A 23941-nucleotide genomic window follows, 5' to 3' on the forward strand; every position below is an offset into this window, starting at 1 on the left:
CCCGCGTTTACCCCTGAGCGTTACGATCGCTGTCAGCGCGACGCTCGGACAGAAGTCCGATCGATCGGACAGCCCCCAATCCATGCCGCCTCGGTGAGAAGGTAAAGACTTATGTTCGGAAGGCTCGGAGCTCCCGAGATCATTCTCATCCTCGTCGTCATCATCCTGCTGTTCGGCGCGAAGAAGCTTCCGGACATGGCGCGCTCCCTGGGCAAGTCGGCGCGCATCCTGAAGAGCGAGGCCAAGGCCATGAAGACGGAGGGCCAGGACACGGCCGCCGCTCCGGCCGCCCCGCCGGCCACCGACGAGCAGCCCCCGGCTCAGCGCACCATCCAGGCCGCACCCGGCGACGTGACCAGCTCCCGCCCGGTCACCGAGCCGACGGACTCGACGACCAAGCGCTGACGCAGGGCCGGTGACCTCCGGCCCGCCGCACGAGATGGGAACGTGGGTTGCTGAAGCCTGCCCGCCAGAAGGAGAAGGATCCCGAGGGGCGGATGCCCCTTGCGGAACACCTTCGTGAGCTCCGCAACCGGCTTGCGAAGGCGATGCTGGCGATCATCGCTATCACTGTCGTCGCCGCCTTCTTCTACAACGACATCATCAATCTCATCACCAAGCCGATCCTCGACTCGGTCGGTTGCGAGCAGAGCTTCGAGCAGTTGGCGAAGTCGTCGTCCACCGCGCCGTGTGCGCAGATCACCATCAACGGTCTGCTCACCCCCTTCACGCTGGCACTGAAGGTGTCGCTGACGGCCGGTGTCGTGCTCGCCTCGCCGGTCTGGCTCTACCAGCTGTGGGGCTTTGTCGCCCCCGGTCTGCACCGGCACGAGAAGAAGTACGCCTACGCGTTCGTCGGCACGGGTGCCCCGCTCTTCCTGGGTGGCGCCTACTTCGCCTACACCGTGCTGCCCACCACGGCGAAGGTGCTGCTCGAATTCACGCCGGAGAGCACCTCCAACCTCCTGCCGCTGGACGATCTGCTCGACCTCGTCACGCGCATGGTGCTCGTCTTCGGGCTCTCCTTCGAACTGCCCCTGCTGCTGGTCTTCCTCAACCTCACCGGCGCGATCACCGGCAAGCGGATGCTCGGCTGGTGGCGCGGCATGATCATGGGCATCACGGTCTTCGCGGCCGTGGCCACGCCCAGCACCGACCCGCTGACCATGCTGGCGCTCGCCGGTCCGATCTGGGTCCTGTACTTCGGCGCGGTCGCCTTCTCGCTGCTGAACGACCGGCGCAGGCGTCGGCGCGAGGCCTCGGGACCGGCCGACGACGAGGCCTCCGAACTGGACCTCACCCCCGAGGCCATCGGCGAGGTCGAGGCGGTGTCGGCCGGCCGGGCGGCCCTGCCCGAGCAGGCGAGCTCGGAGCGCGTCAACGGTTATGACGACGTGACCTGACCACGCGCGCAGTGATCATGGGGTCGGGCTCGTGACCAGCGAGATCACCTTTTTCGTCAACCCCACCGCGGGCCGCGGCCGGGGCGTCCACGCGGCGCAGCCGGCCGCTTCCGCTTTGCGGGCGGCGGGATTCTCCGTCCGTGCGGTCCTTCCGCCGGGACGCGCACCCCGCTTGGCCTGGTCGCCGTGGGCACCGGGAACGACTTCGCGCGGACTCTGGGCCTGCCCGGAGGCGATCCGGCGGCACCTGGTTCGGCACCGTCCTCGCCTCCGGCTACGACTCACGGGTCAACGACCGCGGGCAGCCGCATGCAGTCGTACGACACTGCTCAAGCTGCTCCCGAGGGCCTACCGGGGTACGCATCTCGATCATCCCAGGGTCGCCGTGGACCAGGTGGCCAGGGTCGGGCTGGTCGCCGACGCTGTCACGGGGTATGCGGACGGGGAGCCGCTGGGGCCGCTGCCGCTCACGGCGGAGTGTGTGCGTGGTGCGGTGCGGGTGGCGATTGCCTGAGCTGCGGGGACCTCCGGGTTTCGCGGGTGTGGATCCGGATATTGATCGTTGTGTTGTCAGTGGCTGCCGGTAGTCTCAAAAGCACGATGACAGAGGAACTCTCTCCGGCCGAGCGGTACGCGGCAGCACGGAAGCGCGCTGTCGAGCAGGCCACCGCTCTCGCCGGCTTCCGCGAGATGTACGACTTCGGCCTCGACCCCTTCCAGATCGAGGCCTGCCGGGCGCTCGAAGCGGGCAAGGGTGTACTTGTGGCCGCGCCCACCGGCTCCGGCAAGACGATCGTCGGCGAGTTCGCCGTCCATCTCGCCCTCCAGCAGGGCAAGAAGTGCTTCTACACGACGCCGATCAAGGCACTTTCCAACCAGAAGTACGCCGACCTCTGCCGACGTTACGGCGCGGACAAGGTCGGCCTGCTCACCGGCGACAACAGTGTCAACTCCGAGGCTCCCGTGGTCGTGATGACCACCGAGGTGCTGCGCAACATGCTGTACGCGGGCTCGCAGACCCTCCTCGGACTCGGCTACGTCGTGATGGACGAGGTGCACTACCTCTCCGACCGGTTCCGTGGGGCCGTCTGGGAAGAAGTGATCATTCACCTTCCCGAGTCGGTGACCCTGGTGTCGCTCTCGGCGACGGTGTCGAACGCGGAGGAGTTCGGCGACTGGCTGGACACCGTACGCGGTGACACCCAGGTGATCGTCTCCGAGCACCGGCCCGTGCCGCTGTTCCAGCATGTACTGGCCGGACGGCGGATGTACGACCTCTTCGAGGAGGGGGAGGGCCACAAGAAGGCGGTCAACCCCGACCTCACGCGGCTGGCGCGGATGGAAGCGAGCCGCCCGTCGTACCAGGACCGCAAACGGGGCCGCGCGATGCGCGACGCGGACCGGGAGCGCGAGCGCAGACAGCGCTCACGGGTGTGGACGCCGAGCAGGCCCGAGGTCATCGAACGGCTGGACGCCGAAGGGCTGCTGCCCGCCATCACGTTCATCTTCAGCCGCGCGGCCTGCGAGGCCGCTGTCCAGCAGTGCCTGTACGCGGGCCTGCGGCTGAACGACGACGACGCGCGCGTAAGGGTGCGCGAACTCGTCGAGCAGCGCACGGCCTCCATCCCCACCGAGGACCTGCACGTCCTGGGCTACTACGAGTTCCTTGAGGGCCTGGAGCGCGGCATCGCGGCCCACCATGCGGGCATGCTGCCGACGTTCAAGGAGGTCGTCGAGGAACTCTTCGTACGCGGCCTGGTGAAGGCGGTGTTCGCGACCGAGACCCTCGCGCTCGGCATCAACATGCCTGCCCGTTCAGTGGTGTTGGAGAAGCTCGTCAAGTGGAACGGCGAGCAGCATGCCGACATCACACCCGGTGAGTACACCCAGCTGACCGGCCGCGCGGGACGCCGCGGCATCGATGTCGAGGGCCACGCGGTGGTGCTGTGGCAGCGCGGCATCAGCCCCGATCACCTGGCGGGACTCGCGGGCACCCGCACGTACCCGCTGCGCTCCAGCTTCAAGCCGTCGTACAACATGGCCGTCAACCTGGTCGAGCAGTTCGGGCGGCACCGCTCGCGCGAACTGCTCGAGACGTCCTTCGCGCAGTTCCAGGCCGACAAGTCGGTCGTCGGGATCTCCCGGCAGGTGCAGCGCAACGAGGAGGGTCTCGACGGCTACAAGGAGTCGATGACCTGCCACCTCGGGGACTTCGAGGAGTACATGCGGCTGCGCCGCGAGCTCAAGGACCGTGAGACCGAGCTGGCCAAACAGGGCGCGGCACAGCGCCGCGCGGAGGCGGCCGTCGCGCTCGAGAAGCTCAAGCCCGGCGATGTCATCCACGTCCCGACCGGCAAGTACGCAGGTCTCGCACTGGTGTTGGACCCCGGGCTGCCCGCCGGGCGGTCCAACGGCCACCGGGGCTTCGAGCAGCACGACGGCCCGCGCCCGCTGGTGCTCACCGCCGAGCGCCAGGTGAAGCGGCTGGCCTCGATGGACTTTCCGGTGCCGATCGAGGCGCTGGAGCGGATGCGGATCCCGAAGAGCTTCAACGCGCGTTCGCCGCAGTCGCGCCGCGATCTGGCGTCCGCGCTGCGTACCAAGGCCGGGCACATCGTCGCCGACCGGCACCGCAAGAAGCGGGCCGAGGCCGCCGACGACCGCGAGATCGCCCAGCTGCGTACGGCTATCCGGGCGCATCCTTGCCACGGGTGCAACGACCGTGAGGACCACGCCCGTTGGGCCGAGCGCTACCACCGGCTGCTGCGGGACACCTCACAGCTGGAGCGGCGTATCGAGGGCCGGACGAACACCATCGCCCGCACCTTCGACCGGATCGTCGCGCTCCTCACCGAGCTCGACTATCTGCGGGGCAACGACGTCACCGAGCACGGTAAGCGGCTCGCGCGGCTGTACGGCGAGCTCGACCTGCTCGCCAGTGAATGTCTGCGGGCCGGCGTCTGGGAGGGGCTCAGTCCGCCCGAACTCGCCGCCTGCATCTCGGCGTTGGTGTACGAGTCCCGGGTCGCCGATGATGCGATGGCGCCGAAGGTGCCGTCCGGCAAGGCGAAGGCCGCGCTCGGTGAGATGGTGCGGATCTGGGGGCGCCTCGATGCCCTGGAGGAGGACTTCGGGATCACCCAGACCGAGGGTGTCGGGCAGCGCGAGCCGGATCTGGGGTTCGCGTGGGCCGCTTATGAGTGGGCCTCCGGCAAGGGGCTCGATGAGGTGCTGCGGGAGGCGGAGATGCCTGCGGGGGACTTTGTGCGGTGGTGCAAGCAGGTGATCGATGTGCTGGGGCAGATCTCGGCCGCTGCGCCTGTTTCCGGGGCGGCGGCCGGCTCTACGGTCGCGAAGAACGCGCGTAAGGCGGTGGATGGACTGCTGCGGGGGGTGGTGGCGTACTCGTCGGTGGGGTGACCTTGGCGGGGGCGGATGGGATCTGGCGGAGCGGGTGGGTCGGGGAGGGGGAGTGGGGGAGTTTTTCGCCCCCTCCGCCCCTGCCCTTCCCGTTCCTCTGGGGCGCTGCCCCCTGGACCCCCGTCAGGGGCTGCGCCCCTTGGATCCCTGCCAGGGGCTGCGCCCCCTTGGCCCCCGCTCCTCAAGCGCCGGAGGGGTGAGAATTTCAGGTGTCGGCCCGGAGGTAAGAGCGCCAGCCTCCGTACCTGGTGATGTCCTCGGCTCCATCGAGCGCCGATGGTTCGCACAGGAAGCCGGGGACGTGACCGCCGTCGGCCAGTTCGACGCGGCCGAGGGTCATCGGGCGGGGCAGTTCGGCGAGCAGGCGGCCGAGGCCCTCGGCGGGGAGACGCCACACCTCGGCCTCGATGGCGGCGCCGCCTTCACCGATGTGGACCAGGCCGGGCTTGGGCGGTGTGGTGGACAGTGCGTGCAGGCGGTAGGCGGGTGCCGTGGTTGTCGTTCGTTCCAACTCGGCTCCCAGGGTGAGGAGTTGGCCGTTGAGGGGCTGGCCCGACAGGTGTGCGCCCACCACCGCGATCCGGAGCTGCGGCTGGAGAAGGCGGGCGATTCGGGCGAGGCGTTCGTCGGTGAACGCCGGGCCGATCAGCATCACGCCGAAGGGCAGTCCGTCCACGGTGCCGGCGGGTACGGCGACCGCCGCGAGGTCGAAGAGGTTCGTGGAGTTGGTGAAGCGGCCGAGGCGGGCGTTGGCGCCCAGCGGGTCGGCGGCGACCTCGGCGAGGGTGGGGTGGCCCGGGGCCGTCGGCAGCAACAGGGCGTCTGCCTCGGCGAGTTGGGCGAGGGCGCGGGTGCGTAGGGCCGCCAGACGATCCTGGTCGGCGTACAGCTGGTGGGCCGGAATGTCCCGGGCGCGGGTGATGATCCCGGCGACAGTCGGATCGAGACCCTCGCCACCCTCGCTGATCAACTTGTCGACAAAGCTCCCTACGGCGGTGTAGCGCTCGGCCACGAACGCGCCCTCGTACAGCATCGCGGCCGCCTCGGTGAAGGGGCTGAGGTCGATGGTGTGCAACTCGGCTCCCGCCGAGCCGAGTTGGTTGGCCGCCCTCTCGTACGCCGTCGCCCAGCCCTCGTCCAGCTCGCCGAGTTGTGCCGGGGTGGCGACGGCGATACGCCATGGGCCGGGCGTCCGCTGGGGGAGTGCGGGCAGGTCGCGGTCCGGCGGCGAGGTCATGTGCGCGAGGGCCTGCTCGGCCTCCGGGAGGGTACGGGCGAAGACGGTCACGCAGTCGAGGGAGGCGCAGGCGGGGACGACGCCGGTCGTGGGGACCAGGCCGCGGGTGGGCTTGAGGCCGACGATGCCGTTGAAGGCGGCGGGGACGCGGCCCGAACCCGCCGTGTCCGTTCCGAGGGCGAAGTCGACGATTCCCAGGGCTACGGCGACGGCTGATCCCGAGCTGGAGCCGCCGCTGATCCGGGCCGGGTCGACGGCGTTCCGTACGGCGCCGTGCGGGGAGCGGGTACCGACCAGGCCGGTGGCGAACTGGTCGAGGTTCGTGGTGCCGAGGGCGATCGCGCCGGCCGCGCGGAGGCGGGCGACCACCGGGGCGTCGCCCTCCGGGGTGTACGCGTATGCCGGGCAGCCGGCGGTGGTGCGGAGGCCCGCCACGTCGATGTTGCCCTTCGCTGCGAAGAGCTTGCCTGCGAGGGGGAGGCGTTCGCCTGTGGCGACTCGCTCGTCGATGGCGCGCGCCTCCATCTCGACCTCTGCCCGGGGGCGCAGGTCGATCCAGACCTCGGGGCGGTCGGTTGCCTCGATGCGGGCGTAGGCCCTGTGGACTCGGGTGAGGGTGGGAGACGACATCGGTGGTGCTCCTTGGCTGGGGTCTCGTGCTCGGCTGCGGGCCGGTGGGTGGCGTGTGCCCACCCGTTCCGCCCTGCGGAATGCCTGGCCGGACGTCGTGCGGCGGGATTCAGGGTGTTGCCCGGACGTCGTGCGGCGGGATTCAGGGTGCTGCCCGCACACCACACCCAGGGGGACTTCAAAACACTGTCAGACTCGCCGGCGCCAGCACCATCAGAGCGGTCCCCGCCTCCACCTGGTCCCCCGGTTTTGCCAGGATTTCTGCCACCACGCCGCTCATCGGGGCGGGGACTCTGGACTCCATCTTCATGGCCTCCAGGGAGAGAAGGGGCTGGCCGAGGGTCACCTCGTCGCCGGGGCGGACGTTCAACTGCCATACGGATGCGGCGAATTCGGCTTCGATGAGGCGGCCGCCCGCGGGGACGGTCACCTCGGCGGCCGGAGATGCCGGAGCCGACACGGCCTCCGCCCGGGTGAACTCGCCGGCCGCCTCCCAGGCGTCCCGCTCCGCGGAGAAGGCGCTGCCCTGCCGGGCCCGGAACTCCCCGATGGAGTCGGCGTTCCCGGCGAGGAAGGACTCGTACGCGGCGAGGGAGAACTCGCCCTCCTCGATGCGTGGGACGAAGCGGCCGGAGAGGATGTCGGCGCGCAGGTCGAGGAGTTCGTCGGGCTCGACGGGGTACCACTTGACGCGGTCGAAGAAGCGCAGCAGCCAGGGCGAGCCCGGCTCGAACGCGCCGCGCTGCTGCCAGGGCGACCACACCTGGGTCGTACGGCCGACGAACTGGTAGCCGCCGGGACCTTCCATGCCGTAGATACAGAGGTAGGCGCCGCCGATGCCGACCGAGTTCTCGGCGGTCCAGGTGCGTGCCGGGTTGTACTTGGTGGTGACGAGACGGTGCCGCGGGTCCAGTGGTGTCGCCACCGGGGCTCCCAAGTACACGTCGCCCAGGCCGAGTACGAGGTATTCGGCGTCGAAGACCGTGCGGTACACGTCGTCCACCGAGTCGAGGCCGTTCACACGGCGGATGAACTCGATGTTCCACGGGCACCAGGGCGCGTCGTCGCGGACGCCCGCCATGTAGCGGGCGATCGCCTCACGGGTGACGGGGTCGTCCCAGGAGAGGGGGAGATGAACGGTGCGGGAGGGGACCACCAGTTGGTCGCTCGGTGGGAGGTCCTCGACGATCTGCCGTACGGCCGCGAGGAGTTCGCGCTGTGGGAGGCGTCGCGGATCCAGCTGGATCTGCAGCGAACGGATGCCCGGGGTGAGGTCCGTGACACCGTCCAGTGCGGCTTCGGCCACCGCCTCCATGAGGGCGTGCACGCGCATGCGCAAGGCCAAGTCCAGCTGCATGGGGCCGAATTCGACCAGCAGGTTGTCGTCGCCGCTGCGCCGGTACGTCACGTCGCCGTCCCGCGCGAGGACGCCGCCGTCGACGATCGCGGCCCGCGTCGAGCCGTCCTCGGCGACCGGCGCGAACCGTACTGTGTCACCGGGGCGCAGCTGCCCCAGCTTCCAGCGCTCCGAGCTGGCGACCGTCGCCGGGCAGACGAAGCCGCCGAGCGAGGGGCCGTCCGGGCCGAGCAGCACCGGCATGTCGCCGGTGTAGTCGACGGCGCCCACCGAGTAGGGCGTGTCGTGGATGTTGGACGGGTGCAGGCCCGCCTCACCGCCGTCCTTGCGTGCCCAGCGGGGCTTCGGACCGACCAGCCGTACGCCCGTGCGCGCCGAGTTGAAATGGACCTTCCAGTCGGCGGCGTAGAAGTCGTGGATGTCCTCCTCGGTGAAGAACTCCGGTGCGGCGTGCGGCCCTTCGAGCGCGCCGACGTACCAGCGCGCGCCGAAGACCGGTCGGTCGGCAGCCGGCACCGGAGTGCCCGGGACCACCGAGCCCCCGTGCAGTACGTCGCCCGTCCGCAGCGCCCGCCCCCCGTGGCCGCCGAACCGGCCCAGCGTGAAGGTGGACGCGCTGCCCAGGAACGCGGGCACGTCCAGGCCGCCGCCCGCGAGGAGAACGTACGTGCGCAGTCCGTGTTCGGCGGGAGCGCCGATCTTCAGGACGGCCCCCGCAGGCACCGTGACCGGCTCCCACTGCGCAACTGCCTTACCGTCCACGGTGACCGGCGCCGGAGCGCCCGTCACGCATACGGTCGTGGCGTGGGTGAAGCGCAGGGCCGGGCCCTGGAGCGTGCACTCCAGACCGGGTGCGCCCTCGTGGTTGCCGAGGGCCCGGTTGCCGAGGCGGAAGGACAGGTCGTCCATCGGTCCGCACGGGGGCACTCCGACCTGCCAGTAGCCCGTGCGGCCCGGCCAGTCCTGGACGGTGGTGAGCGTTCCGCCCGAGACGACCTCGACCCGCGGGGTCGGATCGGCGACCTCGGCGAGCGTCGCCGTCGAATGTGTGGCGGCCCGGAAGGACTCCTGCGACAGCGCCGCGCGCACCAGCCCGAGGTTCGTCTCGATACCGTCGACCCGGGTCCTGGCCAGCGCCTCGTCCAGCCGTTCCAGCGCGTGCGCCCGGTCCGAGCCGTACGCGATGACCTTCGCGAGCATCGGGTCGTACGAGGTGGTGACCTCCGTCCCCGTCTCGACCCAGCCGTCCACGCGGACGCCCCCGGGGAACTCGACCCGCGTCAACAGGCCCGCGCTGGGCCGGTGTTCGCGCGTGGGATCCTCGGCGTACACCCGCGCCTCGACGGCATGACCGCGCGGCGCCCCGGGGTCCCGTACGACATCCGACTCCCCCCGCGCCAGTCGCAGCATCCAGGCGACGAGATCGACCCCGTAGATCTCCTCGGTGACCGGGTGCTCCACCTGGAGACGGGTGTTGACCTCCAGGAAGTACGCCTCCTCGCGGACGGCGTCGTACACGAACTCGACGGTGCCGGCCGAGCGGTAGTCCACCGACGCGCACAAGTCGCGTGCTGCCAAGGCGAGTTGCTTGCGCACGGAGGGAGGGAGGCCGGGTGCGGGGGCCTCCTCCAGCACCTTCTGGTTGCGGCGCTGGAGCGAGCAGTCGCGGTCGCCGAAGGTGACGACGCGGCCCTGGCCGTCACCGAAGACCTGCACCTCGACATGGCGGGCGCGCTCCACGAGCCGCTCCAGGAACACCCCTGCCGAGGAGAAGGAGGCCGCGGCGACGCGCTGCACGCTCTCCCAGGCCGCGGCCAGCTCATCGGCCGAGCGACAGGCCGACATGCCGATGCCACCGCCGCCACCGGTAGCCTTGAGCATCACGGGATAGCCGATGCGCCCGGCCTCGCGCAGGGCCTCGGGCAGGTCGGCGAGCAGTCCCGTGCCCGGCGCCAGGGGCACTCCGGCCGCCTGCGCCGCCGCACGCGCCGTGTGCTTGGCCCCGAACAGCTCCAGCTGCTCCGGCGTCGGGCCCACGAAGACGATTCCCGCCTCCTCACAGCGCCGCGCGAAGGCCGCGTCCTCGGAGAGGAAGCCGTAGCCGGGGTGGATCGCCCCGGCGCCGGTGTCCTTCGCCGCCTTGAGGACGAGTTCGGCGTCGAGGTACGACTCCTTGGCGGGCGCGGGTCCGAGCCGTACCGCCTCGTCCGCGAGGCGTACGTGAGGTGCCGAGCGGTCCGGGTCGGAGTACACCGCCACCGTGCGCAGGCCGAGTTCGCGCGCGGTCCGGATGATCCGGACCGCGATCTCGCCCCGGTTGGCGATCAGCAGGGTGTCGAAGGTCATTCCGGAGCCCCAAGGGTCATCTGGACCGCGGTCGGCTCGAAGCCGTTGCAAGGGTTGTTGATCTGGGGGCAGTTGGAGACCAGCACGAGCACATCGCGCTCGGCGCGCAGGGTCAGCTTCAGCCCGGGGGCGGAGATGCCGTCCACGATGCCGAGGGTGCCGTCCTTCTCGACCGGCACGTTCATGTACCAGTTGATGTTCGAGACCAGATCCCGCTTGCCCAGGCCGTGCTTGGCGCCCTCCGCGAGGAAGTTGTCCACGCACGCGTGTTGCGACCAGGTGTGATGCCCGTACCGGAGGGTGTTCGACTCCTTGGAGCAGGCGCCGCCGACCGTGTCGTGCCGGCCGACCTCGTCCTCGACGACGGTCATCAGCGGGGTGTGCTCGTTCGACATGAGCACGCTGCCGGTGGTGAGGAAGAGGTTGCCCTGCGCGTGGATCGTGTCGGGCGCGCTGTAGCGGACGGCCGTGTCGTGGGCGTCGTACGCCAGGAAGTCGACGGCCTGGTTGCCGTGCAGGTCGGTGATGGTGAGCGTCTCGCCCTCGCGCAGGACGGCGGACCAGGCGGCGCGGGCCGGCACTTCCACGGTCTTCATATGAGCCCCCTCGCGGCAAGGAATTCGGCGGTGTTCAGGAAGGCGCGGCGGCCCTCGGGTGCGGCCTCCCACAGCGGATCGCCCGGCTTGGTCGCCTCCGAGCGCCAGGCGAGCACCTCCAGCGGTGAACTGACGTACCCCGCACGCGGATCGGCCGGGTGCGGCACGTTCGCCAGCAGCACGGTGACGTCCTGCTCGGTGCGCAGGGTCACGCTGCCGCCCTCACCGGCCGAGCCGGTGAAGTCGAGGGAGCCGTCGTCGCGTACCTCCACGCCCTGGAAGAAGGAGAGCGAGGGCGGCAGATCGCGCGGTTCGAGTCCGTTCTTGGCCGCGGCCAGTTTGAACAGCTCACGGCCGGCCGGGGACGCGGACTGCGGCGCCCCGTCCCCGTACCGCTCGGTGTTGCGTACGAGTGTGGAGGTGCCGCACAGCGCGTCGTGCCGGCCGGAGGTGTCGGCGATCAGCGAGGCGAGCACGCGGCCCTGGTCGGACAGCAGGAGCTGTCCCTCGCCCAGGTACGCATTCCACTGGACCTTGACCGTGTCCGCCACGTTCAGGCGCTCCCACGGGCGGTCGGCGACGTACAGGAGCAGATGTGCGCAGGCATCGCCGGTCAGGTCGGTGAGGCGCAGCTCGGTGCCGCGGGCCAGCACCCGGTGCGTGTAGTTGCCGCCCGCCACCGTCTCCGCCCACACCAGATGGCCCGCCTCGCAGGGCGGCGCGGGCCAGCCGCTCGCCGGGACCACGGGCATGGCCTCGGTGCGGGTCCCGTCCTGGGAGCGGGCGTGGGCGCGTGCGCCGTGTGGGGTTGCTGTCGCCATCGCGGGTCCTCCGGCTCCGATGATTCTGTCGGTCGACGTTCTCGGGTGGTTCTGTCGGTCGACGCTCTCCGGTGGTTCTGTCGGTCGACGTAATTTCTGTCGCCCGACAGAAATTAGGAGCGGGGAGAGTCGGAGCCGTGTCTCGTGCGTTGCTGTCCGGTTACCGATCCCTCACGGTGATCGCCGCGTGACCCGGTGTGCGAGGATCGAACACATGGGAACCGGTGGTGGACGACGGGTCGGCCGACCGCGGGCGGATCAGCGGCCGGACAGTGGTCTGTCGCCGCGCGACGAACTGCTCGACGCAGCCGCCGAGTTGTTCACGACCCGGGGATACGCCGCCACGACCACGCGTGCCGTCGCCGAACGGGCGGGCATGCGCCAGGCGTCGATGTACCACTACGTCTCCGGCAAGGAGGAGCTCCTCGCCGAGCTCCTGGAGTCCACGGTCACGCCCTCACTCGCCCTTGCCCGGCAACTTCTCGCGGACGACGCGATCCCGGCGGAGGGCCGCCTCTGGGAGCTGTGCCGCACGGACGTCGAGTTGCTCTGCGACGGTCCGCACAATCTGGGCGGGCTCTATCTGCTGCCCGAGGTGCGCGCCGAACGCTTCGCCGGCTTCCATGCCGTACGGGCCGAACTCAAGGACACCTACCGGCAGTTGCTCGCGACCACGGCGGCCGGGGGGGTGCTCGCCAAGGGTGAGCTGGACCTTCGGACGGATCTGGTGTTCGGCCTCATCGAGGGCGTGATCCTCGTGCACCGCTCCGATCCTGAACGGCCGGTGTCCGCGTTCGCCGAGGCCACCGCGGACGCGGCGCTCCGCATCGCCGGAGTCTGACCACTCGGGACGCTCGGCGTGCGCTTTCGCATGCCCGTACGTCGTCACACGCCGTGTTCGAATGGACCCGTAGCGTGTAAATGGGGCCGAGAGTACTCCAGTCCCGAGGGTGATTTCAGGTGCTTGCTGAATATGACACGGCGATGATCCGGTCGGACTAAGCTCGCCCGCAGCGCACCGAGTTGAGATGTATTCGTGCGCTTGTTCCCAAAAGTTACGAAGATTCGGTTTGATCCATGCCGTTTTACCGGCAAACCTCCCCGATCCCCCAGTCGACTTGTCTCAGAGGGCATACATGGTGAGTGTTCAATCGCCTCCCGGTGGCCGCGAACTTCCCTACGCGCGCGTGTTGTTGCTGCCGGCCATAGTGATGGCCGTGGCGACCGGAGCCGCCGTCGCGGTGGTGACCGATCCGGCCCGTGCCGCCGTCGGCTGGTGCGGAGCCATCGCGACGCTCCTGGTCATCGCGATCGGCGCCGAAGCCGTCCGGCGCGGCCGCGTCGCCCGCGATCTGCGCGCGGATCTGGCCCGGCGCACCGCATACCTGGAACAGCGCATCGCCGCCCATGACCAGGAGATCCTGTTCTTCACCCACGAGGTGCTGCCCGTCGGGCTCGCCCGGCTGCACGCCGGCGCGAATCCGGCGGAGGTGATCCGCACCCTCCCCGAGACCGATCCGGACCTCGGTGAACTCCCCGGGCCGCAGCGCGAGTTGCTGAAGACCGTGCTCAAGATCATCGACCGTGAGGAGGCGATGCGCGACTCCGCGCAGCGCGCCTTCGTCAACATCGCCCGGCGCGTCCAGGCGATCGTCCACCAGCAGAACAAGGAACTCCGCGAGATGGAGGAGGACCACGGCCGCAACCCGGAGGTCTTCGACGACCTCCTGCGCATCGACCACGGCACTGCGCTGATCGGCCGCCTCGCCGACTCCATCGCGGTGCTCGGCGGCGGCCGTCCAGGACGTCAATGGCCCGAGCCCGTACCGCTGTTCAGCGTGCTGCGCGGCGCGATGTCACGCATCCTGGAGTACCGCCGCATCGAGCTGCACAACGTCGTCGAGGTCGCCGTCAACGGCGTGTCCGTCGAACCGCTCATCCACGCCGTCGCCGAACTCCTCGACAACGCCACGCGCTACTCGCCGCCGCACACCAAGGTGCACGTCACCGCCCTGGAGGTGCAGACCGGCATCGCCATCGAGATCGAGGACGGCGGCGTCAGCCTCAGCGACGAGGCCCGCGGCAAGGCCGAGGAAATGCTCCGGCAGGCCGCCCTCGGCGTCGACATGGACTCCCTCGGCGCGAACCCGCGGCTCGGCATGGCCGTCGTCGGCCGCCTCTCCAAGATGTACAACCTGCAGGTCTCCCTCAGGCAGTCCGCGTACGGCGGTGTCCGCGCCGTCCTCGTCGCGCCGCGGGTCATGCTCACCACCGACGACGCCCCCGGTCTCGCGCACGGCATCGGCATCGCCTCCGTCCCGACCATGGACACCGACGGAGTCGAGGGCCCCAACCGCAAGCCCAAGAAGCGCCGCCCGACCACCGGCCCCCGGGTCTCCACCCCGCTCGGCGCCATGGAGGACGACGTCCCGCAGGTCACCGAGTGGACGGCCAACGGCCTGCCGCAGCGCCGCAGTCGGGTCAAGGTCTCCTTCAGCCAGCGGATCGCCGAGGCTCGGGCGGACGCCGAGGCCGCGGAAGCGGCCGCCGCGGCGGCGCCCGCGTGGGCGGCCGCACCCGTGCCGGAGGAGAAGGAGCCCGAACCCGGCCTGTGGGTCGAGGCGTTCATGGAAGGGCTCAAGGGCGACCCGGACCCGGCGGCCGCATCCGGCACGAATACCAAGCCGGCCCCTGTGGAGGCCGACGACGAAGGGGACCTCAAGTGATCCAGCAGCGCGCCAACTTCGACTGGATGCTGAAGGAACTCGCAGACGGCGTACCGGGTGTCCAGCAGATCGTGGTGCTCTCCGCCGACGGACTGCGTATCGCCCGGTACGGCGGTGACCCGGACGCTGCCGACCGCGTCGCCGCGGCCTGCGCGGGCCTGCAGAGCCTGGCCGGAGCCGTCGCGGGCGAGATCCCCAACAGCGACGGCCGGATGCGCATGGTCATCATCGAGATCAACGGCGGCTACTTCTACCTGATGTCGGCAGGGCCCAACGCCTATCTCGCGGTCCTCGCCAACCAGACGGCCGAGCCCGGACTGATGAGCAACCGCATGCGCGACCTGGTCGTCCGGATCGGAGCCCATCTGACGAGCCCGCCCCGGCGCAACGGGCAGACCGTATGACTCCTCCGCAACGCCGACGGCGCTACCCCAAGGAAGAACCCGCGGGACCCCCCGGAGAGGGACTCCCCACCGAGAATCCCTCCCAGGGGGGACCTCCGAACGAGGGATCTCCCCAGGAGGGCCAGGACCCGAAGAACCCCGAGCGGCTGTACCTGCTCACGGGCGGGGCCGAGGGCGGCGACCGCGCCGCCCTCGACCTGGTCACGTTGATCGTGGCGCGCGCCGAGGCGCCGCCGCCCAATGCTCAGCCGGAGAAGTCGGCGCTGGTCCGGCTCTGTACGGCCCCCCTGTCCGTGGCCGAACTCTCGGCCTATCTCAACCTGCCGGTCAGCGTGGTGACCGTGCTGCTCACCGAGTTGCTGGCGGCCGAACTGGTACAGGCGCGCGCCCCGATCGTCCGCTCGGCGCTCCCCGACCGTTCCCTCCTCGAAGCGGTGATGCATGGACTTCAAAAGCTCTGACACCATCACGGGCCCTCGCGCCGAGGACCATCTGCCGCACACCACCCAGGCAGCCGTGAAGATCGTCATCGTCGGCGGCTTCGGAGTCGGCAAGACGACCATGGTGGGCTCCGTCAGCGAGATCAAGCCGCTGACCACGGAGGAGACCATGACACAGGCCGGGATCGGAGTCGACGACAACTACGGCTCCGAGACCAAGACGGCCACCACCGTCGCCATGGACTTCGGCCGTATCTCGATCACGGAACAGCTGGTGCTCTACCTCTTCGGAACGCCGGGCCAGGAGCGCTTCTGGTTCCTGTGGAACGGCCTCTTCGAAGGAGCGCTCGGCGCGGTCGTCCTGATCGACGCCCGCCGCCTGGAGGTCAGCTTCGACGTGATCGGCCGCCTGGAGGAACGCGGTGTGCCGTTCGTCGTCGCCATAAACACCTTCCCGGACGCCCCCGACTACCCGATCGAGGACCTACGGGCCGCACTCGACCTGGCCGAGGAGATCCCGATCGTGCAGTGCGACGCGCGGCGCAGGGCCTCCAGCCGGGACGTCCTGATGACGCTGATGCGCTTCCTGCACTCGCTGGCGATGACCCCGTCGAGCGCCTGAGCCCCGTACGGAACCGACAAAGACGCGCCCTCCGCACCGGCACATACACCAACTCCCAAGACACCGGATCCACTTCAGCTTCGGAGCGATCACCGTGACGCCTGAATCCCCCTCCCCGACCGGTATGTCCGCGACCGGCACGGACGACCTCACGCTCGACCCGCCGCCCGGCTGCCCCGCCCACGGCCTCGGTCCCGGCGGGCTGCGCCGGCTGTACGGACCCGAGGCCGAGGACCTGGGGGCCCTGTACGAGAAACTCCGCGCCGAACACGGTGCCGTCGCCCCCGTGCTGCTCCACAACGACCTGCCGATCTGGGTCGTGCTCGGCCACGGCGAGAACCTGCACATGGTGAGCACCCCCTCGCACTACGCGCGCGACAGCCGTCTGTGGACCGCGGTCCAGGACGGCACGGCGGGCCCCGACCATCCCCTCGCGCCGCACATCGCCTGGCAGCCCATCTGCTCCCACGCCGAGGGCGACGAGCATCTGCGGCTGCGCGGTGCGGTCACCGGCGCCATGTCGACCATCGACCACCGCAGTCTGCGGCGCCACATCAACCGTGCCACCCAGCGTCTCGTCAACGAGTTCTGCGAGCAGGGCAGGGCCGACCTGGTCGGCCAGTTCGCCGAGCACCTGCCGATGGCCGTGATGTGCGAGATCCTCGGCATGGCCGAGGAGTACAACGACCGCATCGTGCAGGCCACCCGCGACCTGCTCAAGGGCACCGAGACGGCGATCGCCAGCAACGAGTACGTCCAGGGCGTCCTGGCACGGCAGACAGCCCGCCGCCGCGCCCAGCCCGAGGAGGACTTCACCAGCCACCTCATCAACCACCCGGCGCGGCTCACCGACGACGAGGTCACCCAGCACCTGTGGCTCGTGCTGCTCGCCGCGTACGAGGCCACCGCCAACCTGATCGCCAACGTGCTGCGCATGGTCCTCACCGACCCGCGTTTCCGCGCCCAGTTGAACGGCGGGCAGATGACGGTGCCCGAGGCGGTCGAGCAGTCCCTGTGGGACGAGCCGCCGTTCAGCGCCGTACTCGGCTACTTCGCCAAGCAGGACACGGAGTTGGGCGGCAAGCACATCCGCAAGGGTGACGGACTGCTCTTCGGGATCGCGCCGGGCAACGTCGACCCGAGGGTACGGCCCGACCTCGCCGCCAACATGCAGGGCAACCGGTCCCACCTCGCCTTCGGCGGCGGCCCCCACGAGTGCCCGGGCCAGGACATCGGCCGTGCCATCGCCGACGTCGGTGTCGACGCGCTGCTGATGCGCGTACCCGACATCCAACTCGACTGCGAGGAGGACGAGTTGCGCTGGCGGGGGTCGATGTCCTCGCGCCACCTGGTGGAGCTGCCGGTGCGCTTCGAGCCGAAACCCCCGCAGGACGTCACGCAGTTGCCCGCCCTCCACGCGATGCCGCGCCAGCGGCCGAACTGGCAGGTCACGACGGAGAGCACGGAGTCGCCCGCGCCGCAGCCGGTGGCCCCGCAGCCCGCGCCGGCACCGGAGCCCGCCCACCGCCTAGGCGCCTGGCAGCGGTTCCTGCGCTGGTGGCGGGGTTACTGAGCCGACTCCTCCAGAGGGCCCGGGGACGCCCAGTCGTCGTACGAGGACCAGGCCTTGAGCACCCGCCCGCTGACGAACCGGTGCTCGTGCCCCGTGACCGGATCGGTGAACTCCAGCCTCCGCGCCAGCAGTTGGAGCGGACGCCGGAAGTCATCGGATGGCACGGGGCCGGTCACCACCGGGTAGAGGGGATCGCCGAGGATCGGCACGCCCAACGCGTTCATATGGACCCGGAGTTGATGGGTCTGCCCAGTGCCGGGCGTCAGCCGGTAGCGCCCGACGCCGTCGCGACGGTCGCGCAGCTCGACCCGGGTGACGGCGTTCGGCTCGCCCTCGATCTCCCGGGCGGCCATCACCCCGCGCTCCTTCAGGATCCGGCTGCGGACGGTACGTGGCAGAGCGAGGCCGGGGGAGTACGGGGCGAGGGCCTCGTACTCCTTCCTGACCAGCCTCGCGCCGAACAGCGACTGGTATGCGCCGCGCTCCTCGGGCCGCACCGTGAACAGCAGGAGCCCGGCCGTCAGCCGGTCGAGGCGGTGTGCGGCGCCGAGCGCCGGGATACCGAGGTCCACTCGCAGTCGGGCGAGGGCGGTCTCCCTTACGTGACTGCCGCGCGGATTGGTGGCGAGGAAGTGTGGCTTGTCGACCACCACGATGTGCTCGTCGCGGTACACGACGTCGAGCGCGAACGGCACTCGCTCCTCGTCGGGGGGCTCACGGTGGAACCACACGAACATCCCCGGCACATACGCCGTGTCGCCTGCCACCGGCCGCCCGTCCGCCCCGACGATCAGCCCGTCCCCGAGCATCCGGTCGATCACCTCGGCCCGCGGCGCGAGCCGTTCCACCAGATGCTCCCGCACAGTGACCCACCCCCCGCCCGCAGGCAGCCTGATCCGCACGGGGTCGACCCCGTCACGCTGCGACAGGGGGGAGGGCGGGATCCGGGATTTGCGTCTCACCTGGTCAAGCGTACGAGGCCGGAACCGCGTCCTGGGCCTCGGTGACCGTCGTACTCGACTTGGTGTGACGGTCGTAGCGACCGAGGGCATCGGCAAGAAGGCCTGGCTGACAGCCCAAGTGGTGCCAGTGTCCAGAGGCTGGCTCCAGCGCTTCCGCTCCAGCGCTCCCGCTCCCGCTCCCGCTCCGGGTCGGGTGTCATAGCGGCTTGGCTCCTTTCCTCGCCTGTGGCCCTGTCCGCGAAGGTTGGGCCGGAGCTTCCCGAGGTGTGACCGCGCAACTACCCGAGGGTCATGCCTGATGCATATGGGGCTCTTGCCGCGCCCGGCCTGTGGCCCCGCTCACACACTCGGCGGTAGCCCTTGCCACCCCCTCCCCAGCCCCCGAACCTTCGCTCAACTGCCGCTGAATCTCGGGGGGTTGGCATGCACTGCATGAAGTGCCAGTCGGGGAACATAGAGAAGCTCGCCCACTACTGGCAGAGCCTGCCGGCCGAGTCGCCGCTGCGGCGCGAGTACGCGCCGCCCTCGGAGCCTGACGTCAAGGTGTGGATGGCGCTGCTGGCTGTGCTGGCGGGTATCGCGTTCATGGCGTCGGGCGAGATCCTGCTCGGCCTGCTGGTCGCGGTCGGCGGTTTGGTGGGGGGCGCGGTCATACAGGCCACAGTGGCCCGGTACCGGATGGCGTTCGCCGAGTGGGGTGCGGCACGCATCTGCCTGACCTGCACAAACCGGTTCTAGGCAGGGCAGAGCCCCGACCGGTCGGCCGGGGCCCGCCCCACTCCGCCGTGTTTAGTCGCGTTCCGCCTCCGGTGAGGGTGTCGCGGTTTAGGACGGCCGGGAGTCTGGCCGAGGGCGAGGACGTCACCGCGGACGCTATTGAGTCGGTGCCGGGAGGGATTCCGCAGGGGCAAGTTCTGAGGTCGAGCGCCGTCGTTGGGCCTCTACAGCCCTCCACAGGAAGCCGAGCCCTACGGTGACCAGCAGGAACAGCACGGTGAACCACTGGAAGTACCAGTGCCCGCCCGCCGGGTCGTACACCGCGGCGCGGGGCCAGGCGAGGTTGACGGTCATGAAAAGGCCGTAGACGAGAGCGATCGCGTTGACCGGGACACCCCAGCGGCCGAGGGAGAAGAGGGGGCGGCCCTCCTCGTCGACGCCGTCAGGGCCGGGGAACTGCCCGCGCAGTCGTCGCACAAGGAGTGGTCCGGTGACCATCGCGTACGCCAGGTACAGCATCACGATGCAGGTGGTGCCGATGGCCAGAAAGGCTTCCGGGGAGGCGAAGTTGAGGAGGAGTACGGCGGCGGCGAGGACGCCGACGACCAGGGCCGGGGCGTTCGGCATACCGGTGCGCGGGTTGACCTTGGCGAGGCGGGCGGAGAAGGGGAGTCGGCCGTCGCGGGCCATGGAGAACAGCATGCGGGAGGCGGCCGTCTGGATCGCCAGGGTCGCCACCGCGATGGCCACCACCACGTCGGCGAGCAGGGCGCGGCCGACTCCGTCGCCGAGGGTGCTCGTCAGCACGTAGCTCAGGCCCTCCACCCCGAGGCGGCCGTCCGTGAGGCTCGGGGCCGCGAGCAGTCCGCCGAGGACGATCAGTCCGCCGAGCAGACCCGCCGCGCCGAGCGCGGTGAGGATCGTACGGGGCGCCGTACGGCGTGGATCGCGGGTCTCCTCGCTCATCTCGCCCGCGCTGTCGAAGCCGATCATCACGTACGCCGCCATGAAGGAGCCCACCATCAGTGCCCCGAACAGACCGGTGCTGCCCTCGGCGGTGTGGAAGGTGATGCCGGGGGAGCGCTCGGAGTGGGTCAGCAGCAGCACGATGATCAGGACCGCGCCGATGATTTCGGCGGTCACGCCGACCCGGTTGACCAGGGACATCACCCGGTTGTCGAGGAGGTTCACCAGCGTGGTCAGGACGAGCAGGATCACCCCGAAGACCGCCGCGTTGGCCGCGCCGTCGGCACCGGTGGGCGTCGGATCGCTGCCCACCAGCTGGAAACCGGACCAGATCGCGGGCAACACCATCTGCAGTGCGAGCGCCGCCGCCGCGACCACCACGATCTGTCCGATCACCATGATCCAGCCGGCGAACCAGCCGAAGGAGAGGTTCGAGAGCCGCGAGGACCACTGGTAGATCGCGCCCGAGATCGGATAGCGGGCGGCCAGTTCGGCGAAGCACGCGGCCACCAACAACTGGCCCACCAGGACGGCCGGCCAGGTCCAGAAGAAGACGGGGCCGCCGAACGCGTACCCGAAGGCGAAGAACTGGAAGACGGTCGTCAGTACGGAGATGAAGGAGAACCCGGCGGCGAACGAGGCGTACCGGCCGAGACTGCGGTGCAGTTCCTGGCGGTAGCCGAACTCGGCGAGGGATTGGTCGCCGGGGGACTCGGGTGGGTCCGGGCGTACGTCGGAAGGGGCGGTGGTGGTCACGGTGGCACCTGCCTTCGGCGCGGAAGGGTGGGCGGGCGGTAGTCCGGCGGTATTCCTGTCGGGTGACAGAAATTAGGGAGGGCCTGTTTCGCTCGCGTGACGCGGCCATGTCCGCGGCGGGCCTAAGTCCTCACGTCCTCGCGGGTGGCCTGGAAGCGCGATACATCGCGTGTGTTGACGGTTTCGCTCAGTCGCGATATGTTCGGCTACGGATATTCGGAGACGAGGTGACGGTGTCATGGCGATGAAGCGGCGCAAGCTGAGCAACCCGCTGGCGCTTGCCGTGATGACGACCCTCTTGCAGAAGCCGATGCATCCCTACGAGATCGCCCAGACGCTGCGCCGCCAGGGCAAGGACACCAGCACGAAGATCAATTACGGCTCGCTCTACACCGTCGTGCAGAACCTGGAGAAGCACGGCTTCGTCGAGGTCACGGACGTGGAGCGGCAGGGCAATCGTCCGGAGCGCACGGTCTACGGCATCACCGCGGCCGGGCGTGAGGAGATGACCGAGTGGCTCTCCGACCTGATGGCCGTCCCGGCGCGGGAGTATCCGATCTTCGAGTCCGCGCTCTCTCTGATGGGTGCGCTGCACCCCGACGAGGTGACCCGGCTCCTCGAAGAGCGGCTCAACTCCCTTGACGTGCAGGCCGCGAGTGGCCGGGGGGCGCTGGAGAAGCTGTACGAGACGCTGCCCCGGATCTTCCTTGTGGAGACCGAGTACCAACTACACATGGTGCAGGCACAGGCGGAGTGGGTCCGTGGTTTCCTGGGCGAGCTCAAGTCGGGCGCCCTGTCCGGTGTGCAGGCGTGGCGGAGCTTCCACGAGACCGGCGAGATGCCGTCGGAGTTCCAGGAAATCCAGGAGCGGCAAGAAGTCCAGAGCTTGGAGGGCCGACCCGTCGACGAGTGACCCATACATGAACGGACCCCGGCAGGGCTGTTGGAGCAGCCCCGCCAGGGTCTCGAACCCCGGACCGGACCCGCGGTGAGGCAGGCCAGGCGATCGAGGTGCGGCACACCCAGGATAGCCCGGCGCTCTTCACGCGGATCGGTCCACATCCGCTGCCTGCGGATGTGTTGTCAGCCGCTCACAAGGAGAGCAGTCGTCATGAATACCCGTGCGCCCGCAGTGGAGGCGCGTCAGCTGATCAAGACCTATCCCGGTGATGTCACCGCGTTGCGCGGCATGGACGTCACCGTCGAGGCAGGCACCGTCTTCGGACTGCTCGGCCCGAACGGCGCCGGCAAGTCCACCACCGTCAAGATCCTTACCACCCTGGCCCGCCCCGACTCGGGCACTGCCACCGTCGCCGGCCACGATGTGCTGCGCCACCCGGACCGGGTGCGCCGCGCGATCGGTGTGGTTGCCCAGAGCTCGGGCGCCGACCCAGTGGCGACGGGCCGGGAGAACCTTCAACTCCAGGGCAGGCTCTACGGGTTGAAAGGCGCCGGCCTCGACCGCCGGGTGGACGAGCTGCTCGACCGCTTCAAGCTCGCGGACGCGGCGAAGCGTCCGGTCAAGGGCTACTCGGGTGGCATGCAGCGGCGCCTCGACGTCGCCCTCGGCCTGGTCCACCGTCCCGAGGTGCTCTTCCTCGACGAACCCACCACCGGCCTCGACCCCGAGGCGCGCACCGCGATGTGGGACGAGATCGCCCGCCTCGCCGGGGATGAGGGCCTGACCATCCTGCTCACCACGCACTACCTCGAAGAGGCCGACCGGCTCGCCGAGCGCATCGCGATCGTCGACCGCGGCCGGGTGGTCGTCGAGGGCACACCCGACGCCCTCAAGGGCGAACTCCGCGGCGACGCCGTCCACTTGGAGTTGCGAGAAGCGGTCGGCGAAGCCGGTCGTACGCTGTTGAGCGGTGCGCTGACCGGCCTGCCCGGTGTGCACGAAGCGCTGGTGGACGGTCGCCGCATCAGTGTCCGCGCCGACGACGGCGCGGCCGCGATGCCCGCACTCCTTGCGGCACTTGACCGCGCCGGGGTCGGTGTCGCCACCGCGACCGTCGCGCGGCCCTCCCTCGACGACGTTTACCTCCGCTACGCGGGCCGCCGTTACTCCGAGGCGGAAGCGCCTGGTACCGAGGGCCTCGTCCTCACCGGAGGTGCGCGATGAGCACAGCCGTCTCCCAGACCTGGTACATGACCCAGCGGCAGCTCATGGTGTTCGTGCGGCAGCCGGCGTTCCTGCTGATCACGCTGATCCAGCCGGTGGTCTGGCTGTTCCTGTTCGGCAACCTCTTCAAGAAGGTCGTCGAGCTGGGCGGCTTCGGCACCACCTCGTATCTGGACTACCTCGTCCCCGGGGTGGTCGTGATGAGCGCGCTCAGCTCCAACATGTGGGCGGGCATGACCACGCTCGACGAGATCCAACGGGGCACGCTCAACCGCTTCCTGACCACGCCCGTCAGCCGGGCGGCCCTGATGAACGGCAATGTCGTCAACAACGGTCTGGTGACCGCCCTGCAGTCGGTCATCATCGTGCTGCTCGGGCTGCTGGGCGGCGCGGACTACCCGGGCGGGATCGGCGGCGTCGCGATCCTGGTCGTCGCCTCCGTACTGCTCGGCACGGTCTTCGGGGCCTTGTCCAACGCGCTGGGCATGCTGGTCCGGGAGCGTGAGTCGATCATCGGCATCAACACATTCCTGCTGCTACCGCTGACGTTCCTGTCCTCGGCGTTCATGGCGCCGTCCCAGATGCCGGGCTGGATGCGGCACATCGCCGACTTCAATCCGCTCAACTGGGCCATGGTCGCGGGGCGTTCGGCACTGTCCGCGAACCCCAACTGGAGTGACGTGATCAGCCGGGGAGGTGCGCTGCTCGCACTGGCGATCGTCGCGGTGTGGCTGTCGATCCGGACGTTCAGGTCATACCAACGGTCGGTGTGACGCGACCGGAACGTCAGGGGGCGGCCTCGCGTGACGCGTGGCCGCCTTCCGCCGTGCATGTCTGCCT

19 protein-coding genes and 1 pseudogene are annotated in these 23941 nt (G+C 69.8%); 14 read left to right on the forward strand and 6 right to left on the reverse strand.

What is annotated here, in order from left to right; translation table 11 throughout:
- Nucleotides 1-111 precede the first annotated feature (111 nt).
- The 4 genes and pseudogenes from tatA (at nt 112) to ACFWP7_RS11960 (ending at nt 4823) form a co-directional block, all read left to right on the forward strand.
- On the forward strand, nt 112-405 hold the full coding sequence (gene tatA / locus ACFWP7_RS11945) for a Sec-independent protein translocase subunit TatA (RefSeq protein ID WP_266467080.1): 294 nt from the start codon (nt 112-114) through the stop codon (nt 403-405).
- Between the two features lie 47 nt (nt 406-452).
- Entirely contained in the window at nt 453-1403 is a 951-nt protein-coding gene (tatC, locus tag ACFWP7_RS11950; RefSeq protein ID WP_384379965.1) for a twin-arginine translocase subunit TatC, read from the forward strand.
- A gap of 31 nt (nt 1404-1434) precedes the next feature.
- A pseudogene (locus ACFWP7_RS11955) lies at nt 1435-1917 on the forward strand (diacylglycerol kinase family protein).
- Nucleotides 1918-1958: 41 nt separating this feature from the next.
- Complete coding sequence (locus ACFWP7_RS11960) at nt 1959-4823, forward strand: DEAD/DEAH box helicase (protein WP_384379968.1); 2865 nt, start codon at nt 1959-1961, stop codon at nt 4821-4823.
- A 205-nt stretch (nt 4824-5028) separates the two neighbouring features.
- On the opposite strand, the gene atzF is transcribed toward ACFWP7_RS11960, so the two are convergent.
- The 4 genes from atzF to ACFWP7_RS11980 form a co-directional block, all read right to left on the reverse strand.
- The gene (gene atzF / locus ACFWP7_RS11965; protein WP_384379971.1) at nt 5029-6690 is read right to left on the reverse strand and encodes an allophanate hydrolase; all 1662 of its coding nucleotides are present in this window, start codon (nt 6688-6690) and stop codon (nt 5029-5031) included.
- 178 nt (nt 6691-6868) lie between these two features.
- Nucleotides 6869-10393, reverse strand: a complete 3525-nt coding sequence (locus tag ACFWP7_RS11970) for a 5-oxoprolinase/urea amidolyase family protein (protein WP_384379974.1) — start codon at nt 10391-10393, stop codon at nt 6869-6871.
- Nucleotides 10390-10989 (reverse strand): urea amidolyase associated protein UAAP2, encoded by a 600-nt coding sequence (locus ACFWP7_RS11975; protein ID WP_384379977.1) that lies wholly within the window; start codon nt 10987-10989, stop codon nt 10390-10392. The genes ACFWP7_RS11970 and ACFWP7_RS11975 overlap by 4 nt, the downstream gene beginning before the upstream one ends.
- Nucleotides 10986-11810 carry an urea amidolyase associated protein UAAP1 gene (locus ACFWP7_RS11980; RefSeq protein ID WP_384379980.1) on the reverse strand — a complete coding sequence of 275 codons (825 nt, stop codon included), beginning with the start codon at nt 11808-11810 and terminating at the stop codon, nt 10986-10988. Before ACFWP7_RS11980 ends, ACFWP7_RS11975 begins: the two co-directional genes overlap by 4 nt.
- A 214-nt stretch (nt 11811-12024) precedes the next feature.
- Between ACFWP7_RS11980 and ACFWP7_RS11985 the strand changes: the two genes are divergently transcribed.
- From ACFWP7_RS11985 to ACFWP7_RS12010, 6 genes are all read left to right on the forward strand, one after another.
- Nucleotides 12025-12651, forward strand: a complete 627-nt coding sequence (locus tag ACFWP7_RS11985; RefSeq protein WP_384379983.1) for a TetR/AcrR family transcriptional regulator — start codon at nt 12025-12027, stop codon at nt 12649-12651.
- A 295-nt stretch (nt 12652-12946) separates the two neighbouring features.
- On the forward strand, nt 12947-14536 hold the full coding sequence (locus tag ACFWP7_RS11990; RefSeq protein ID WP_384379986.1) for a sensor histidine kinase: 1590 nt from the start codon (nt 12947-12949) through the stop codon (nt 14534-14536).
- Nucleotides 14533-14940 (forward strand): roadblock/LC7 domain-containing protein, encoded by a 408-nt coding sequence (locus tag ACFWP7_RS11995; protein WP_365434670.1) that lies wholly within the window; start codon nt 14533-14535, stop codon nt 14938-14940. The genes ACFWP7_RS11990 and ACFWP7_RS11995 overlap by 4 nt, the downstream gene beginning before the upstream one ends.
- Nucleotides 14937-15401 carry a DUF742 domain-containing protein gene (locus ACFWP7_RS12000; protein WP_384379990.1) on the forward strand — a complete coding sequence of 155 codons (465 nt, stop codon included), beginning with the start codon at nt 14937-14939 and terminating at the stop codon, nt 15399-15401. Before ACFWP7_RS11995 ends, ACFWP7_RS12000 begins: the two co-directional genes overlap by 4 nt.
- Entirely contained in the window at nt 15382-16002 is a 621-nt protein-coding gene (locus tag ACFWP7_RS12005; protein WP_384379993.1) for an ATP/GTP-binding protein, read from the forward strand. Before ACFWP7_RS12000 ends, ACFWP7_RS12005 begins: the two co-directional genes overlap by 20 nt.
- Before the next feature lie 94 nt (nt 16003-16096).
- On the forward strand, nt 16097-17575 hold the full coding sequence (locus ACFWP7_RS12010) for a cytochrome P450 (protein ID WP_384379996.1): 1479 nt from the start codon (nt 16097-16099) through the stop codon (nt 17573-17575).
- Here the strand turns inward: ACFWP7_RS12010 and ACFWP7_RS12015 are convergent.
- Nucleotides 17569-18537, reverse strand: a complete 969-nt coding sequence (locus ACFWP7_RS12015) for an RluA family pseudouridine synthase (protein ID WP_384379999.1) — start codon at nt 18535-18537, stop codon at nt 17569-17571. The two genes, ACFWP7_RS12010 and ACFWP7_RS12015, sit on opposite strands and share 7 nt — an antisense overlap.
- Nucleotides 18538-18969: 432 nt before the next feature.
- Between ACFWP7_RS12015 and ACFWP7_RS12020 the strand changes: the two genes are divergently transcribed.
- Nucleotides 18970-19275 (forward strand): hypothetical protein, encoded by a 306-nt coding sequence (locus tag ACFWP7_RS12020; RefSeq protein ID WP_384380002.1) that lies wholly within the window; start codon nt 18970-18972, stop codon nt 19273-19275.
- A 135-nt stretch (nt 19276-19410) separates the two neighbouring features.
- Here ACFWP7_RS12020 and ACFWP7_RS12025 read toward each other — a convergent pair whose 3' ends face one another.
- The gene (locus ACFWP7_RS12025) at nt 19411-20976 is read right to left on the reverse strand and encodes an amino acid permease (RefSeq protein ID WP_384380005.1); all 1566 of its coding nucleotides are present in this window, start codon (nt 20974-20976) and stop codon (nt 19411-19413) included.
- A gap of 238 nt (nt 20977-21214) precedes the next feature.
- Between ACFWP7_RS12025 and ACFWP7_RS12030 the strand changes: the two genes are divergently transcribed.
- The 3 genes from ACFWP7_RS12030 (at nt 21215) to ACFWP7_RS12040 (ending at nt 23874) form a co-directional block, all read left to right on the forward strand.
- Complete coding sequence (locus tag ACFWP7_RS12030) at nt 21215-21889, forward strand: PadR family transcriptional regulator (RefSeq protein ID WP_384380008.1); 675 nt, start codon at nt 21215-21217, stop codon at nt 21887-21889.
- A 198-nt stretch (nt 21890-22087) separates the two neighbouring features.
- On the forward strand, nt 22088-23101 hold the full coding sequence (locus ACFWP7_RS12035; protein ID WP_384380011.1) for an ATP-binding cassette domain-containing protein: 1014 nt from the start codon (nt 22088-22090) through the stop codon (nt 23099-23101).
- Nucleotides 23098-23874: an ABC transporter permease gene (locus ACFWP7_RS12040; RefSeq protein WP_384380014.1), complete on the forward strand. Its 777-nt coding sequence runs from the start codon at nt 23098-23100 to the stop codon at nt 23872-23874. The genes ACFWP7_RS12035 and ACFWP7_RS12040 overlap by 4 nt, the downstream gene beginning before the upstream one ends.
- Nucleotides 23875-23941 lie beyond the last annotated feature (67 nt).

It is taken from the genome of Streptomyces sp. NPDC058470, assembly GCF_042721055.1.
In the GTDB taxonomy this organism is placed as follows: Bacteria; Actinomycetota; Actinomycetes; order Streptomycetales; family Streptomycetaceae; genus Streptomyces.